The following is a 16,366-nucleotide window of genomic DNA, read 5'->3' as shown; positions in this document are numbered from 1 at the left end:
TTAATATTCCCAGCTCAGGAGCAAATCGGCCATTGCTGATCCCAACTGTCTTTCCATCGCACTTTGAAGTTGCAAATCATCCATAGACTGATTTTCTGATAAATCTGTGTCTACCGAGAAATCTCTCAGTCTCACCAGTCCTTCATGGCCAAAGCTATCGGTTAACTCCATCGCTTTTTTGAAAAATTGAAATTGAAACCATTCGTAATTTTGTGGCCCTAATCCGGGCAAGTACAATTCCTCGAATTTCTCCAAGGAGCTATATTTAATATATGGAAAATGAGCCTCAGAACCTACTTCAGCATAGGCTGCAGTAGCGGCTGCCATGTCGGGGCGATGATTTACCAAATAAGCCCTTGCTGCGTAGTTAGCATAAACCTCCATTATCCATCTTCTCTGAGGTTTGGTTGCTTCATAATGATGATAACAATGCCCTAACTCATGCACCGAAACATTATTCCGATAAAACAAATCCATGTCTAAAGGGTCACCAAAGTATTTTTTCAATTTTTTGAGTTGTGCATCGGGTAAATTTTTCAGTTGCTGCTCAGCTTCCAAAGCTACTACAGATTTATCACTTCCCAGAAAAATATTACCGGCCCAGGCCTGTGGCATACCCGGTGGTGGAAAGTAGGCATAGTCATTCCACTCGGCATTGGAAACAAAGAGGATAGCAATCGGAAAGTCCATCTCAAAAACCTGATCAAAATAGCTTTTGGCATCTATCAATAAGTTAAGCGTATGTTCATCCACTTGAGCCATTTGAGAGGTGAAAATAGAAATATTATCAGCTTCCGCAACTAAATTTAAACCTTGGTGCTTACTGCTGTCCGGCCAGGGACTCTGGGCAAAAATGCACCTACTAATAAAGAATAAGACAAATAAACTCTTTCGCATGATACGATAGCAAAATTGAAGTATTAAAAGTAGTTCTCAAAAAAGAGACTGTCAATCCCTGAATTCAGGGATTGATTTTGTTCATAATTAAGGGAAACTTGACAGTTCAAACTTTTAAGCCATGATTGTACCATCCAAAATAGAAGTTGAACAAATCAATGAGGCTCCCAAACCCGCAATTTTAACTGACAGAATTGAGATTATCGATATCATCAGAGGTGTGGCACTTTTGGGGATTTTAATTCTCAATATCCCTTATTTTTCAATGCCCGAGTACTATTCAGAACCTTGGGTGCAGGATACCGGCAACATTAACTTTTGGACCCATTCGGTCAATATCATCCTTTTTGAAGGGAAGATGCGGGCACTTTTTTCTTTGGTTTTTGGTGCGGGAATCGTACTGTTTACCAGCAAGAAAGAGAAAACAGGGAAATCCGTAACCTGGCTATTTTACAAACGGATGATTTGGCTGACGCTTTTTGGACTGGCCCATGCTCATTTGATTCTGTGGCTGGGTGATATTTTATATTTCTATGGTTTAATCGGGATGCTGGCTTTTCTTTTCCGAAAGATGAAGCCTAAATATTTGGCCATGGGAGTTCCTATCGTGGCGATCATCGGATTTGTGGCCAATACGCTTTTTATGCAGGATATCCGGGGAAAATACCTGGAGTATAAGGAAGCAAATTCTTTACATGAGCAAGGTGCCGCACTTAGTGAGACGCAAACTGCTGCGATCGAAACTTGGAAGGAACTGCAACGGGAATACATCCCCAATCCTGAAGAAGTAGCCGAAAATACGGCATTGATGAAAGGAAGCTATTCGGAGGTAGCCAGTTTTATACGGCCCAAAGCCTGGGATGGACAATTCAAATTTTTGATTTTTTCGATCTGGGATATGCTGGCCTTGATGATGCTGGGGATTGCCCTATTTAAATGGGGATTCCTGACGATGAAATGGTCCCAAGCGCAATACAAAAAAACCATTTGGATCGGGTATGGAATCGGCCTGCCTTTGGTCATATTCTCATTTATCTACAATACCATTCATTTTCCCAATGTGGAAGCAGGGCTGAAATACATTGAAGAACACTCCATCAACTGGATTCCGTTGATTTACGATTTTCAGCGCATTTTGATCATGATGGCACATGTTTCCGTAATGATTTTACTGTACCAAAAGGGCTATTTCAAAAAGTTGATGAATGGACTTCGGGCAGTGGGACAGCTCGCTTTTACTAACTATGTAATGCACTCGGTGATTTGTACGCTGGTGTTTTTTGGCTATGGGCTAAATCAATTTGCGGAATGGGAATATTATCAGTTGTATTATTTGGTTTTGGGAATTTGGGTTTTTCAGTTAGTCATCAGTCCGATTTGGTTGAGAAGATATCTCTTTGGGCCATTGGAATGGCTGTGGAGAAGTTTGACTTATGGGCGTATTCAACCGTTTAAAAGGAAACAAGTTGGACAATAAAACCCTAATAAACTTTACCTTAAGTCATGACAAGATCAATTTCAGCTATCATCTATTTACTTATATTTCATTTTGAAGTTTTAGGACAGCAACCGTTTAATGAACAACACCTTACAATAAAATCAAACCAATAAAATGTACGTCCGGTCTGCCTACTCAGAAGACCCCATTGATGAATTAAATGAAGATGGAAAGCAAAGCAATGCTAAGAAAAATAAAGCTGAGGAAATACTGGAAGCACGGTCAACCTATCGCCCCAAGCATTTTACTAAAGATATTTCCATTGATGTTCCCGCTTTATTTTTCACTAACAAAGATGGTCGATTAGGTTATGAAAAAGATGTAGCTGCCTTGTTGGTGGTAGGTTCTCCGCTGATGGATGAGGTGCGGCAAAGCTTTCCGCCTTCGCCTTTGCGTGATGATTTGGATCGCAGGGTTACCGACCCGCAATATCGAAAAGCCCAATTTGACCGTATGCAGAACTCAGACGCCCGGGCCTTTTTTTACCAATTGGCAGCCGATACTGCCATGCAGCGGGAGGTATTGGATTTTCAAGTCAAGACCGTGTACCCTGCTTTGATGGCCGCTCAGGATCGGATGAAAAAAGCTTATGGAACAAATGCCAAATTGATAAAGTTGGAAACACCTATTGTGATCGATTATGCTTATCGGGATGCTCCTGAGATGATTTTGGAGGATATTATAAAGTTTTTGAAAAAATTGATTTGAAAGCAGTACTCTTTAATTATGAAAAATGGCTTAGAATTTGAAATTAACAATCTATTGTGTCGAATTTAATGAGTTTTTATTTTTTATATTTATTCACTTCATCACCAACTCCTTAAAATCCAAAATATGCTTCGCCTGCCAAAGCATGTAATCAGCAATAGCTTGATCGCTTTCCAGTTTCTGAGGAAACTCCCCCTCCAATCTCGTAATTAAGTTCTTACCAAAAGCCCGCTTCATTCCTTCTTCAATTTCCTCCGAAAGATTACAAGCCTTTAACTTTTCATAAAGTCGTTCATAGCGCACCGAGTCACTGAGCAAATCCTTCAAGTATTGCTGTTCCTCATCTCGAGTACCCTCCCACTTTTCTTCGCTCATGTTTTTAAGCTCGCCTGATTCCATCCAATGGAGGTTGAAATTTGTCTTTTCAAACTCCGGATTGATAAAACGAAGGGCAGGAAGCTCAATTCGCAAATCCTCGTTTGTTAGAAAATCAGGACGGTACATAGACCGCGAACCCATGATTCGCTTCAGTTTTTCCTTTTCAAAATCCGGGGTAAACACCGAGATATTTTCGAAGTACTCGATGACTTCCGGATCCGAACAGTGGACCAAGACAATTGGATTATTAAAATAAATCAATCCATGCACCCGCTCAGGATGATGCTCCGCGATCCAGGTGAGCTCCTGACTTCCGGGGAATCTACCATAGAAAAAAGCCTTTTCCACTCCTAGCGCATCCATAAAAAGCAATAGATCTTTTCCCAGTGTGGCCACGTCCATGCCCCATTTGGTTTCCGTACTTTTTCCATAGCCTCTGCGCATGGGGGCCACCACATGAAAGCCTTCAGTTAGCTTTTCCAAAAAAGGAAACATGGGTGATTGAGGGTTGTGATAGGGGCCTTCATAGTAATTGTGAAAATCCTGTACCTCGATGAAAAGGGGTCCTTCACCACCATGATCGTAATATTCCATTTGGATATCGCCCACAGTAATCATCTTTGATTGGTAAGAAGGCTTGGTTTCCTGAGCTTGGAGTGAAAAGCTCAGAAGGGTAAGGATTAAAAGTAGCGCTGTTATATTTTTCAGTTTTGGCATGATGGTATTTTTTTCATTCAAGTGTTTTATTCAAAAAGGCTTTGATTTCCTTTACAAAAAACGGAGCATATACTTCTTTCCAGAAGGCATCAACATCTGCATCTTCGGGGATTTCAGGTTCCCAGATGGTTTTTAAATTTTTGCCGAAAGCCCGCTCCAAATTTGTCCTAAAGGAAGGTCCCGGATCATGCTCAATCAGATAATTTCGGATAAATTCCTGTCTGCTTGTATTTTTTCCCAGTTCTCTGAAATAGTCAGCAGCCTTTGCTACCCGTGCATTCCAAGGCTTGAAATTAGGAGCTGACACCTGCTGAATGATTCGGTCAAGGTAGGCGATACCCCTTCCTCCGGCTTGACTTTCTACATCCATTGAGCTTAGAAATCGAAGTGTAGGAATAACAATTCGAGCAGTGGAATCATCCAGAAAATGCGGACGCCAACTGTTTCTCGGACCGCGCATGGCAACTGCCCGCTCACCCAAGTCCCAAGACATCGCGAGAAGTTCTGTTTCATAAGTTCGGATTTCAGGTTCAGATGAATTCAGCCCTCGCATTTAGTCTTGTGATGAGTTTTCTAATTCTTCCAGTTTTTTCCTTGTTCCGGCATTGTCATAACGCTTCAGAGCTTCCTTGAAAAATCGGATGGCATCTTCCTTTTGATCGCTTGCCATATAAAAATCCCCCATGGAATCATAGGCATTCGCACTTTCCGGATAGTTTTTAATATTCATCTCAAAGAGCATTTTAGCCCTCTCCAAATCACCTGTTTGAAGCGCCCAATAGCCCAGCGAATTGATCATATCTTCCTGCGGCTTTACCGGGTAACCAAAATGCGCTGACATGCGCTGATAAATGGATTCTAAGCTCTTAATCAATTCTTCAGTGGTTTTGCTACTTCCTAAGATGGGATCGGCTGCATCAAAAATCTCCAGTTGCAAATCGGCATACCAGGAAAACAGGAATTTCATCCAATCATAGATCCCGGGAATCACCATATCCTGATGGGTTCCAATTGGATAATTTTTATAGAGAAAAGACAGGTCTGTACGCTTTGAAAGTAGGTCACGCACCTGCTCATTGGGAATCCGGAAAGTCGTAAGCAGCGGATCTACCTTTGGATTCCCTGTAGGATCAGCATCTGCTACCGCAAAAACAAATCCTTTTCCTGCCAATTTTCCCTGTTCTGCAGCTGCTTTCAGTTTTTTAACCAGTAAAGCATCATCCCAAGTAGTGGTGGGGTCTAGAGAGATTACATTATTGAATAAATTCGGACGGGTAGCAAAAGTGTATCCAGCTAGTAGGCCTCCTAAGGAATGCCCAATAAATGTCCGATACGGGGTAGTCTTGTATTTTTGATCGATATAAGGGATTAATTCTTTCTCGATAAAGTCCAAAAAAGATTCCCCTCCGCCGGATCTGGAAACATCAAAGCCAGTGGGATCGGAATCTATAGCTGTGGGTGTCAAATCTCTGGTTCGGTCGGTATTGACGATCGCAACTACGATGGAAGGAGGTATGGCGTCATAGCCTAGCTGTTTGAGAATCTGGGAAGTGAGAGAAAATTGACTGTTTCCATCCAACATATATACGACCGGGCTAGGAGTCTCAGCCATGGTGAGCCCCCGGGTACTTTGTGGCAGGTAAATCAGTAATGGTCGGTTCTCACCTAGGATTTCAGAGTACAGACTGTCCTCTTGTCCTTGGTAAAATAAAGTTTTATGATTTTGTCCTTGAATTGGACTAACAAAACCAATTAAAATAATAAGAAAACCAAAATATCGCATCAACTTGATTGAAGAATGTACAAAATACAAATTGCAATTTTGACAACCCTAAATCAATCCCTGAATTCAGGGATTTTAAGAAAAAACTTTTCAAGATTAATTTTGTACCGACCATTAACGAAATAAATAATATATGTATCCGGAAATACACTTCCAACCAATTTCAAAGTGAATTATGAGCAAACCGATATTTATTGATACCTGCCCGATGAAGGCGGGTTAGTCATTCATGGATATTGGTTCGAAATCATAGGTTAATGTTATAAAATATGTTTTACCGGCAAAATTCCGGATAATTATGATAAAATATCAATTTTATCATAGCATCACCTTAAATCCAAATCCTCCTAGTCCTAAAGAAATATTCTCTAATATTTTGGGCAGTTCTTTCCCATGGGAATTGTGTATCAAAAATTTCACCGTATCAAAAGTCATCAGAAACGCCCCCTGCATGATAACTGATTTTCCAAAACCACTCAGACGAATGTTATCTAATCTTCTTCCCCGCTCCAACATATAAAGTCCTCCTGCCATATAGGCCACATCCAAACCGGCATTTACCAAAAGAATTTTTTCTATATTTTGCTGACTTTGAAGGGTTTCCCAAAAATCCCCACTGGGTACTTCTTTCATGGCGGAATAATAACCCAAGCCTGCAATCAATAAATTAACACTGTTCCAATAGGCATTCATTTGGTTAAAGCCCCGCAGTTCCCCACTAGTCCTCCCTGCCATTATACCTCCCCAGATTATATTCCCAATGGCCCAAGAGCCCAAAATCAACATCCCGTTCTTATTATATTGTATACGTGCTTTGTTATACTGCTTCAAACCTATTCTTTGATCCTGAGCAAACACTTGTTGACTAGTGGTCAATAAAAAGATGAAAATGAATCCAAACCATAAATTTTTCATAGAGAAGAGTTTAACCGAAGAACCATCAATTAAGCATTAGTGTTTTTCAAAATGATACCAAGCATTCCCAATTTGAATAAAATTCAAACAAGATCCATTCGAATGAACCCCTAATTTTGCTTTTTGAGCAAAGAATTTTTGAAAATATCAGGCTTAAAAATCCACTTTCTTTTTTTGTTAAAGCCGTTTGGGTGACTTTAGGCACAAATACTTAAAAATTGTAGCTGTTATTTAGGCTTTAATTTTCTTAAATTAACTTCATGGAACTAGACATTCAGGTAATTATTGTATTGGGCATTTTGGTGGCTACGGTCATCATGATGGTATTTGAAATCTTCAGAATCGATGTAGTGGCCATCATCACTATGCTGGCATTAGGTTGGTCCGGCATATTGACAACTGATGAAATGCTCAAAGGCTTTTCCAGTAACGCCGTGATATCGATGATTGCTGTTATGATTTTGGGGTATGGTATCACCACAACTGGAGTGATGGAAAAGTTTTCGGAACTGATCCTCAGGAAGGTTGGACATGATAAAAACAAAATCATTGGATTCATTTCTTCTGCTGTGGGAACCCTTTCTGCTTTTATGCAAAATATTGGAGCTGCAGCCTTGTTTCTTCCAGGAACCATAGAGATTTCCCGAAAAACCAAAATCCCTGTTTCCCAATTGATCATGCCATTAGGGTTTGCTGCTATTTTAGGCGGATCTCTGACCATGGTCGGTTCAGGACACCTTATCTTGATCAATGACTTATTGAAAACAGCTGATCTTGAGCCTTATGGTTTATTCGCTGTGACTCCCATAGGTGCCGTTCTGCTCATTGCAGGCATTCTGTATTTCTTTATTTTAGGCAATAAAGTCCTTCCATCAGTCAGTGGTGGAGGCCTTAAAAAATCCTCACAGGAAAAACTGATGGAAACGCTCAGACTTTCCAAAAACATCTGGTATTTATCTATACCGGAATTGAGTAAATTGGTAGGTCAGACCACAGAAACTGCCGGCATCTGGCAGAATTTTAAAGTGAATATTATTGCCCTTTCCAGTGGAGAAGACATCGTATATGCCCCTTGGCGTGAAACGGCGCTACAGTCTGGTCAAATTCTTGCCATCCTTGGAAAAGAACAGGATGTCAAATCCATGGCTGATGCTTTTGGTTTAAAAGAAGAAATTGCACCTAAAATATTCAACCGTCTGGATAAACCTGAAGATTCAGGGTTTGCAGAAGTAATCATCCCGGCGAGTTCAGAGATTATCGGCAAAACACTGAGGGATTATGCATTCAGAAGAAGATATGCCCTTGAGCCTTTGATGGTTTTTAGCAATGGAGAAGAGATCAAAGGGGATTTTTCAGACCGCAAATTCCATCAGGGAGATACCTTGATCGTTTATGGACTTTGGGATAATATACGTCAATTGAAGGAAGATTCAGATCTTATTGTCGCTACTCCTATTGAGACTGAACCAAAAAACCAATCCAAAACCATTCCGGCAATAGCCAGTTTTGCTTTGGGTATTTTATTGACATTTGTAGGCGTTCCGATTGCCATTGCCTTTTTGACAGGTGCTTTGGCCATGATCTTATCCAGGGTCATCAGCATACAGCAGGCTTATGATGCCATTGATTGGAAAGTGGTTTTCCTACTTGCAGGTTTGATTCCTTTGGGTATAGCCATGCAGAAAACAGGTGCCGCCTATTTCCTAGCTGAAAATGTGATGGGTCTTATTGAGGGGCAGTCTCCTTTGATGCTGGTCATTGCCATCAGTGTATTGGCGACTATTTTCTCTCTATTTATGTCCAATGTAGGTGCCGTGGTTGTACTGGCTCCTTTGGTTATAGGCATGGCTGAAATAGCAGGATTGGATCCAAGACCATTGGTCTTATTGGCTGCAGTCTCTGTATCCAATTCATTTGTCCTTCCTACTCATCAGGTCAATGCCCTGATGATGTCATCAGGTGGCTATACCAATAAAGATTATATCAAAGCCGGAAGTGGGATGACCGTGTTGTTCTTGGTTTTGACAGTGACTGTATTCTACTTATTCTATCTTTAATTGAATATAATTTACTCCATTTAATTTCCAATAACCTGAAACCCGTTCTGAGTCCAACAGAACGGGTTTTATTTTTTTAAGTATTATAGGAAATGAATCTTGAAAACAACTTCCAATCTTATAAAAATACTCAGAAAAAACCCTAATCAATAAGTTGAATCATACTCTGTAGGGGCAGTTCTTTGAAAATTTAGACCATTCAGCAAATAAACCGGACATAGACGAACAAATGACCGTTAATTTGCTTTTCAATTCAATAAGTCCTGCAGTTTGGACTAATAATTTATATTCATAAAAAGCTAAACCAAAATTACCAAATGAAGTACCTTTTCATTTTTGTTTTTTTATTAGGAATTCAATTTCAAGGAATTACACAAACTTTTTCTGTTAAGGGAACTGTAATGGAAGAAGGTAAAAGAGAAGCTCTCCCTTTTGTCAACATTCTCTTATTGTCAGCTAATGATTCTTCCCAAGTAGGTGGATCTGTTTCCGATATCGACGGTAGATTTGAGATCTCCGGAGTCCGAAGAGGCGAATATCTGCTTAAAGTCCAATCTATGGGTTACAGAGACTTCTTGAAGTCCTTAATGGTAAGTTCTAACATGGATTTAGGCAACCTTTTTATCAGTGAAGAGGCTACCGATCTCAGTGAGGTAATTGTGGAAGCGAGAAGATCCACAGGAATGCAAAAAGGAGATACCACACAGTTCAATGCTGATGCCTTCAAAACTATGAAAGATGCCAGTGCACAGGCATTGATTGAAAAGCTTCCTGGAATAAGTTCCGAAGAAGGAGGCCTTCAGGCCCAGGGAGAAGCTATTGCACAGATATTGGTAGACGGAAAACCATTCTTCGGTACGGATGTGACTGCAGCACTACAGAACATTCCGGCCGAAATGATCCAAAGCATAGAGATTTTTGACCAAAAGTCAGAAAAGGCCCAATTGAGTGGTTTTGATGATGGTGAAAGATTGAAAACCATCAATATTATCACCAAACCTAACAGGAGAAAGGGACAGTTTGGTAAAACAACCGTGGGATATGGTTCCGACGAACGCTACCTAGCTGGGGCCAGTATCAATGTATTCAATGAAGACACCCGTTTGACATTTACTGGATTGAGCAATAATGTCAACATCCTCAATTATTCCAGTGACCCTAACGCTCAAAGCAATACTAGCCCACAGCAAGGTGTGATTACCACCAATATCTTAGGTGCCAATTATTCTGACCTTTGGGGAGAAAAAATCAAAGTAACAGGAAGTTATGTCTATACCAAAACTGAAAATGTGGGTTTGGAAAGCAGGTTTAGAGACTTTGTAACTTCAGATGCTTCCAATCAGTTCTACTCAGAAAACAGCCGTGATGTCAGAGTCAACAGAAGGCATCAGGCTAACCTCAGGTTTGAGTATAACATTGACGAAAGAAATAGGATTTTGTACATTCCTAGGTTCTCTGCTAGGTTTGAAAATGAGAATTCAGGATTCTATGGAGAGACATCAGATGGCATTAACCTGATCAACTCCGTTGAAAACAGCCGTATTGGACGGTATGAGGACTTTGATCTGTTCAACAGATTCTTTTACAGTCATAAATTCAACAAACCTGGCAGAACCTTTACAGCACGTGTGAACTTCTCCACTGGCTGGAATATTGACAATTCAACAAGAAATGCCATCAACACCTTTTTTGAAGATAGTGGCGAAAATGAGGAAATCCTCAATCAGATTACGGAAAGGGACAGAAGAGGCAATTCTTGGAATACCAGATTTTCATACACCGAACCAATAGGTCAAAAAGGCCAAATGGAATGGGAATACTCCATAGGAAACAGGAAAAATGATTCTGATCAATTGTTGTATAATGTGATTTCTGATATTGGGGAGCCTAATATTCTTGCATTGGATACCGCTCTTAGTAACTCATTTGTCAGCAACTACCTCACCAATCAGTTTGAATGGGGTTATCAATTCCAGACAGAAAAGTTTAAAGTTCAAGCAGAAGTAGAATACCAAGATGCAAGATTGAACAATGATCAGCTTTTCCCAAATTCGGAAGTGCTGAACCGAAACTTCCAGAATGTGTTGCCAACCATGCGTTTAGAATATAAATTCTCTCCAAAAACCAATATTCAATTGGATTTTGATACCTATACCAATGAGCCGCAGGTAGGTCAATTGCAGCAGGCAATCAACAATAACAATCCACTCCAATTGCGTACAGGTAACCCCGATTTGGACCAGGCATACAGCAATCAGGTACGCATGAGGTTTAGAGGCAATAATCCTGATAAGGATAGGAACTGGTTTATTTTCGCTCAGGGGAGAGTGACCAATAATTTTATTGCAAATAGCACGTTCATTGCCGAATCTCCTATTGAAGTGGCTCCAGGAGTTGTCCTGCAGCAAGGTGCACAATTGAACAGGCCTGTGAACTTGGACGGTTTTAAAGAGCTTAGGTCCTGGATGAGTTATGGAATCCCACTTGGCTTTATCAAATCCAATTTCAACATCAATGCAGGATTGGGTATTACCCAGCGTCCAGGTCAGGTCAATGATCAAATAGGTTTTAATAATTCCAACAGGTATAGTGGCGGATTTTCATTGAGCAGTAGCATCAGCGAAAATGTTGACTTTAATATCTGGTCAAGGTCCTCCTTTAATGAAGTCCAAAACACCCTTAATTCAAATCTGAATTCTGAGTTTTTCCAACAAAGATTTAGACTGAACTTCAACTGGATTATCTGGAAAGGCATCATATACAGATTGGATCTGAACCATCAGATCAACAGGGGTTTGGCTGAAGGATTTGACAACAATTTCACTTTGGCCAACATGAGCTTGGGTAAAAAAATATTCAATAACCAAAGAGGAGAAATCAGCATCATGGCTTATGACATCTTAGGACAAAATGCCAATGTTAGAAGGAATATTACCGAAACATTCATTGAAGACACCCAATCCAATGTACTTCAACAGTACGTTATGGTCTCTTTTACCTACAATTTAAGACGCTTTAGTAGAGGTGTTGATGAGAAGGATTTTGGGGATTCATTTATGGAAAACCAGCAACAATAAAAACTTAAATTGTAATATTTCATCGAAAAATGTTCTATTCATTCAAAAAAAGGACAAAAAAAGAGGACCCAATAGGTCCTCTTTTTAATTCAAAAATCCACCATTTAAACTTTATTATTCAGCAATATTTTTTTTATCATTTAGCTAAAACCATTGTCCAATAAGTACCCATTCTTCCTACCCCTACTTGGGTATAATCTGAGTTCATCATCTGAAGGCAATGCCCCTTACTGAGCCTCCAAGCTTCCACCGCACCTTCTTCATCAAAATTACCCCTTGCGATATTCTCCCCTAATAATCTCCAGCTAAACCCTGTATTATTTACTCTGATATCTACAGTTGAGTTATCCGATCCCTTATGGTTGAAAAATTGATTCTTAAACATGTCTTCTGAATGCTTTTGGGATGCATTGGCCAAATGGGCACTCCAAGATAATGGGGACACAGGAGGCATTGCTTCTCCCCCACAGTCGCAACCGCTGGTTCTTAAGACATTTACAGCTTCAAGTATTTTGTTTCTGTCCAGATATAATGAAGTATCTACCACTTCGACAACTTCTTGCGAAATCATCTCATATTCAGTACAGGAATTCATTCCAATTAAAGCTAAGAATACTATAGCTGCCGAAACAGATTTTCTCAACAACTCCATAAAGGTGTAAAACAAAGGCTCTAATGCCAATAGACATTAGAACCTGTAAGTGATAGGTGATTGATTGTTGAGCCAAATTAGATAAATTGTTTTAATTGTCAAATATTATTTTATTTTTTTTATATTTAAAAAATATTAATCTTTTATTGTGACAAAAACAAAATATACTATAAATACAGGATTTTGATTATGCTATACAGAAATTTTCTTTTGACCACAGATTTTTCTATTTGCCTATCCTAAAAAAATTTTATCCAATATTTTCTTCCACATTATAAATTTTGACTCAAACCTGATGAACAGCCAATTTTAGACACTTCTCATATTTCTAGGGTATTTGAACATGACTGATGGTTACGTACTTTAAAGCCTTGATTTGAAGATAATCTTCAATTTTTTGTGATTAGGCTTTTGGTATGATTTTTACAAAAATGTAAAAAAATAATAATTGACTAAATAAACATTTTGAATGAATTTCTATAGATATCCATTCAAAATATATATAAATCAACTGCATCAAAGATAAATATCCAAACAAACTTAAATCTATATTGAATGAAGAATATCACTTAATTTAAGTGTTCTGATTTGCTATAGAAAGGCTATTTTTTAAATTGCTATATAATCAACCAATAAAGCCTTGAAAATACTTGCCATAGACGTCGGTGGAACCAATATAAAAGCCAAAATAGAAGGTCCAGAAGAAAGGAGAAAATTCCCTTCGGGACCGGGAATGACACCATCTAAGATGGTCGAAGGTGTTTTGGAAATGACCAAAGACTGGGAATATGATGTCATTTCAATAGGATTCCCTGGTATTATCAAAGCAGGTGAAGTGATCACCGAGCCGGTCAATTTGGGGCCAGGATGGAAGGGTTTTGATTTCGAAACCGCATTCGGAAAACCTGTAAGAGTAATGAATGATGCTGCTATGCAGGCTTTGGGATCATATCAGGGCAAAGGCGTGTTGCTGTTTTTAGGATTTGGTACCGGATTAGGCTCAGCCATAATAGTGGAAGGCCAGGTACTTCCGATGGAATTGGCTCACCTCTCCTATCGCAAAGGCACATTTGAAGATTATCTGGGTTTAAGAGGCCTGGAAAAACTCGGACAAGCAAAATGGCAAAATCATGTTCATACAGTAGTCGAAAGATTTAAAGCCGCCTTCTTGCCGGATGACATTGTGTTGGGTGGTGGCAAATCAAAATATATCACAGATGTACCAGAAGGCTGTCGCTTAGGAAACAACAAACTTGCTTATGAAGGGGGATTCAAAATGTGGGGCGATAAAATTTAGGCAGCGTTCATCTTTGATTATGCTGCCAGACTTTGTTCACTAAAGTCTATTTCAAAAGTCGCTCCAGGGTTTGAGGAGATTTTAAGATTACCGTTGATCTGCCTTGTTAAGGTACGGACCAACTTCAATCCCAAAGATTTGGTGTTTTCTATATCCAGATTATCATCAAGGCCTTTTCCGGAATCCCTCACCAAAAGTTTATAGATACCAGGTTCAGGCTCGGTGAAAGTGATATAGATCTCCCCTCCTTCTTTGTCCTGAAAAGCATATTTCAGGGAATTCGAAAGCAGTTCGTTGGTAATCAATCCAAGCGGTATGGCCATATCCATATCCAAATTGATGTCTTCAGCGTCAATATTAACATGAATCTGCTTTTCTGACCGGTATGTTTGAGTTAAAAAATCACTCAGTTGCTGCATATATTCCTTCATGTTGATTTTGGCCAGGTTTTCGTACTGATACAATTTTTCATGAATAAGTGCCATCGTTTTCACCCTGCTCTGACTCTCTTTCATGGCATCTTTTGCTTTGTCATCTTTAAGACTTCGTGTCTGCATACTCAGAAGGCTGGAAATAATCTGAAGGTTATTTTTTACCCTGTGGTGGATTTCTTTTAGCAACAACTCCCTTTCCGCGTTTTGCTTGGCAATTTCTTTATTTTTAGCCTCAAGAAGGATATTATTTCTCTTCCTGATACTTGACTGTCTAAAAAATAATCCGGTCAAACCAACCAAAAGAACGAGGCCGCCAAGACTGAGATAAATTTGGATCTGTTGAGTTTGTGCACGAAGGGATTGGATTTCATTTTGCTGTTCTAAAACAGCAATAGCCTGATCTTTTTTCTCAGTTTCATACCTTGTTTCTATTTCTGCCAGCAATTGGCCACGTGCCTCATTGGAAATCGAATCCTTGAATGCATGGAAGAGAGTTAGGTAGTCAAAAGCTTTACGAAAGTCGCCTCTACTTTCATAGACTTCTGCCAGGCCCTGATAGGAGTCCCTTAGACCCGAATGATGATTGATTTGCTTTCTGATCTCCAGAGATTTCTCCATAAATCCCAGTGCTTGGGAAAAATCTCCTACCTTGAGGTAGGTATATCCAATATTAAAAAGAAATCCGGCATAAGATTGTGTTTGTTCAGTCCTCAGACTTTCCAATGCTTTCTGATAATACTGGAGAGCTTTTGGATAATTCTCTTTTTTGAATTCAATATTACCCATTAAACTCAATGAGGTCCCCACATCTTCTGTTAAGCCATTGGAAAGGAACATTTCATAACTTTTTTGAGCATAATACATGGCAGAATCATAATGATCTTCCTGAAGGTGATACCTTCCCAAAGCTTGATCCATATTGGCAATGTCAAATTTGTTTTGACTTTCCTTCAAATAAGATTTGCTGATCATTAAGGCATTATATTGCTTTTCCTTTTCTCCATTTGATTCATGAAGCTCAGCCAAACGGCTATAAATTTTTCGAATACCGGCATTGTCTTGATTTACCTCAGCTATTTTAAGGCCTTTAAGTAAAATGTCCAATGCTTCTTCTTGCCTGTTTAATCTTAAAAAAGCCAAATGTTTATTGATATACAAACCTACCCATCTAGGATCATTCTCCTCCAAAACAGTTTGCAGCAAAGAATCAGTCTTGTTTAGATAATTTAGCATCAAAAGGTTTTCCGATTTTCGGTAATGAGCCAATCCAATGTTTTCATATACACTGGCAAGTGAATTGATATCATTTACAGATTCAAATATCGGTAGGGCTTCCTTATAATTGATAACTGCCGAATCATAGTACCCCATTTTTTCCTGCATTACACCAATATTCATCGCCATTCCTGCGGCATGTTTTAAATTATTGGACTTGATATAATTGTCCTTGGCATTTCTAAATGCAGCTTTTGAGGCAATAATCTCTCCCCTGTAAAACTCCAACATTCCAATAGCCCTGTACATGAATCCTATAATTTCAGGAAACTGTTTCAGATAAGGTTTTCCAACGCTGGAATATAAGTATTCAAAAATTTTCGGATCAAGACTTTCCAATCCTCTTTCCTCAATGCGTAGGACTATTTGCTTTGCTTCATCCTGCTCTCCTTTTTTAAGCCTTGACTCGAGCTCATTTTGGTAATATGCCAGGGAATCGCTTGCCCACTGTTGGGATTGCGAAAAAACGGAATTGGAGACCATCAAAATAATCAGCAAAAACATATAATTCTTTCCTTTTCTCATAAAAGATGAACAAAATACAAAAGAGACATCGTCAAATAAGCCCAAACAATTCATAATTTTCAGAAAAACAAACTTTTAAATCTTCACAGAAATATAATCATGTTTGACGAATAATAAAATCCCTTTATCATGCATTCTTTCGTCCGAGGTATA

Annotated in this window: 12 protein-coding genes; 5 read left to right on the top strand and 7 right to left on the bottom strand. The window is 39.2% G+C overall.

All coding sequences use genetic code 11. The annotated features are described in order from the left end of the window. Positions 1-897 carry a hypothetical protein gene (locus tag ACFFIP_RS05495; RefSeq protein WP_382386570.1) on the bottom strand — a complete coding sequence of 299 codons (897 nt, stop codon included), beginning with the start codon at positions 895-897 and terminating at the stop codon, positions 1-3. A 121-nt stretch (positions 898-1,018) separates the two neighbouring features. On the opposite strand from ACFFIP_RS05495, the gene ACFFIP_RS05490 reads away from it, so the two are divergent. Both ACFFIP_RS05490 and ACFFIP_RS05485 read left to right on the top strand, forming a co-directional pair. Then, on the top strand, positions 1,019-2,374 hold the full coding sequence (locus tag ACFFIP_RS05490; protein ID WP_382386569.1) for a DUF418 domain-containing protein: 1,356 nt from the start codon (positions 1,019-1,021) through the stop codon (positions 2,372-2,374). Positions 2,375-2,509: 135 nt separating this feature from the next. Then, entirely contained in the window at positions 2,510-3,103 is a 594-nt protein-coding gene (locus tag ACFFIP_RS05485; protein WP_382386568.1) for a hypothetical protein, read from the top strand. 93 nt (positions 3,104-3,196) lie between these two features. On the opposite strand, the gene ACFFIP_RS05480 is transcribed toward ACFFIP_RS05485, so the two are convergent. The 4 genes from ACFFIP_RS05480 to ACFFIP_RS05465 form a co-directional block, all read right to left on the bottom strand. Further along, on the bottom strand, positions 3,197-4,198 hold the full coding sequence (locus tag ACFFIP_RS05480) for an alpha/beta fold hydrolase (protein WP_382386567.1): 1,002 nt from the start codon (positions 4,196-4,198) through the stop codon (positions 3,197-3,199). Between the two features lie 13 nt (positions 4,199-4,211). Beyond that, positions 4,212-4,751: a hypothetical protein gene (locus tag ACFFIP_RS05475; protein ID WP_382386566.1), complete on the bottom strand. Its 540-nt coding sequence runs from the start codon at positions 4,749-4,751 to the stop codon at positions 4,212-4,214. Next, positions 4,752-5,981, bottom strand: a complete 1,230-nt coding sequence (locus ACFFIP_RS05470; RefSeq protein WP_382386565.1) for an alpha/beta hydrolase-fold protein — start codon at positions 5,979-5,981, stop codon at positions 4,752-4,754. A gap of 318 nt (positions 5,982-6,299) precedes the next feature. Continuing rightward, the gene (locus tag ACFFIP_RS05465) at positions 6,300-6,896 is read right to left on the bottom strand and encodes a DUF6992 family protein (RefSeq protein WP_382386564.1); all 597 of its coding nucleotides are present in this window, start codon (positions 6,894-6,896) and stop codon (positions 6,300-6,302) included. Between the two features lie 260 nt (positions 6,897-7,156). Here ACFFIP_RS05465 and ACFFIP_RS05460 point away from each other — a divergent pair, with 260 nt between their 5' ends. Then, positions 7,157-8,953 (top strand): SLC13 family permease, encoded by a 1,797-nt coding sequence (locus tag ACFFIP_RS05460; RefSeq protein WP_382386563.1) that lies wholly within the window; start codon positions 7,157-7,159, stop codon positions 8,951-8,953. A 317-nt stretch (positions 8,954-9,270) separates the two neighbouring features. Continuing rightward, complete coding sequence (locus ACFFIP_RS05455) at positions 9,271-12,030, top strand: outer membrane beta-barrel protein (RefSeq protein WP_382386562.1); 2,760 nt, start codon at positions 9,271-9,273, stop codon at positions 12,028-12,030. A 136-nt stretch (positions 12,031-12,166) separates the two neighbouring features. Here ACFFIP_RS05455 and ACFFIP_RS05450 read toward each other — a convergent pair whose 3' ends face one another. Further along, positions 12,167-12,625, bottom strand: coding sequence for a CAP domain-containing protein (locus ACFFIP_RS05450; protein WP_382386561.1), 459 nt, complete (start codon positions 12,623-12,625; stop codon positions 12,167-12,169). Positions 12,626-13,322: 697 nt separating this feature from the next. Here ACFFIP_RS05450 and ACFFIP_RS05445 point away from each other — a divergent pair. Next, on the top strand, positions 13,323-13,979 hold the full coding sequence (locus ACFFIP_RS05445; protein WP_382386560.1) for an ROK family protein: 657 nt from the start codon (positions 13,323-13,325) through the stop codon (positions 13,977-13,979). A gap of 17 nt (positions 13,980-13,996) precedes the next feature. Here ACFFIP_RS05445 and ACFFIP_RS05440 read toward each other — a convergent pair whose 3' ends face one another. Further along, on the bottom strand, positions 13,997-16,213 hold the full coding sequence (locus ACFFIP_RS05440; RefSeq protein ID WP_382386559.1) for a tetratricopeptide repeat-containing sensor histidine kinase: 2,217 nt from the start codon (positions 16,211-16,213) through the stop codon (positions 13,997-13,999). Positions 16,214-16,366: the final 153 nt, after the last annotated feature.

It is taken from the genome of Fontibacter flavus, from assembly GCF_042432905.1.
GTDB classification, from domain to species: domain Bacteria; phylum Bacteroidota; class Bacteroidia; order Cytophagales; family Cyclobacteriaceae; genus Fontibacter; species Fontibacter flavus.
The sequence above is the reverse complement of the archived record's forward strand: the minus strand, read 5'-3'. Positions and strand labels throughout refer to the sequence as shown.

Coding starts and splice junctions, on each gene's coding strand:
- ACFFIP_RS05495 (WP_382386570.1), bottom strand. CDS start 897: ATGCGAAAGAGTTTATTTGTCTTATTCTTTATTAGTAGGTGCATTTTT.
- ACFFIP_RS05490 (WP_382386569.1), top strand. CDS start 1,019: ATGATTGTACCATCCAAAATAGAAGTTGAACAAATCAATGAGGCTCCC.
- ACFFIP_RS05485 (WP_382386568.1), top strand. CDS start 2,510: ATGTACGTCCGGTCTGCCTACTCAGAAGACCCCATTGATGAATTAAAT.
- ACFFIP_RS05480 (WP_382386567.1), bottom strand. CDS start 4,198: ATGCCAAAACTGAAAAATATAACAGCGCTACTTTTAATCCTTACCCTT.
- ACFFIP_RS05475 (WP_382386566.1), bottom strand. CDS start 4,751: ATGCGAGGGCTGAATTCATCTGAACCTGAAATCCGAACTTATGAAACA.
- ACFFIP_RS05470 (WP_382386565.1), bottom strand. CDS start 5,981: ATGCGATATTTTGGTTTTCTTATTATTTTAATTGGTTTTGTTAGTCCA.
- ACFFIP_RS05465 (WP_382386564.1), bottom strand. CDS start 6,896: ATGAAAAATTTATGGTTTGGATTCATTTTCATCTTTTTATTGACCACT.
- ACFFIP_RS05460 (WP_382386563.1), top strand. CDS start 7,157: ATGGAACTAGACATTCAGGTAATTATTGTATTGGGCATTTTGGTGGCT.
- ACFFIP_RS05455 (WP_382386562.1), top strand. CDS start 9,271: ATGAAGTACCTTTTCATTTTTGTTTTTTTATTAGGAATTCAATTTCAA.
- ACFFIP_RS05450 (WP_382386561.1), bottom strand. CDS start 12,625: ATGAATTCCTGTACTGAATATGAGATGATTTCGCAAGAAGTTGTCGAA.
- ACFFIP_RS05440 (WP_382386559.1), bottom strand. CDS start 16,213: ATGAGAAAAGGAAAGAATTATATGTTTTTGCTGATTATTTTGATGGTC.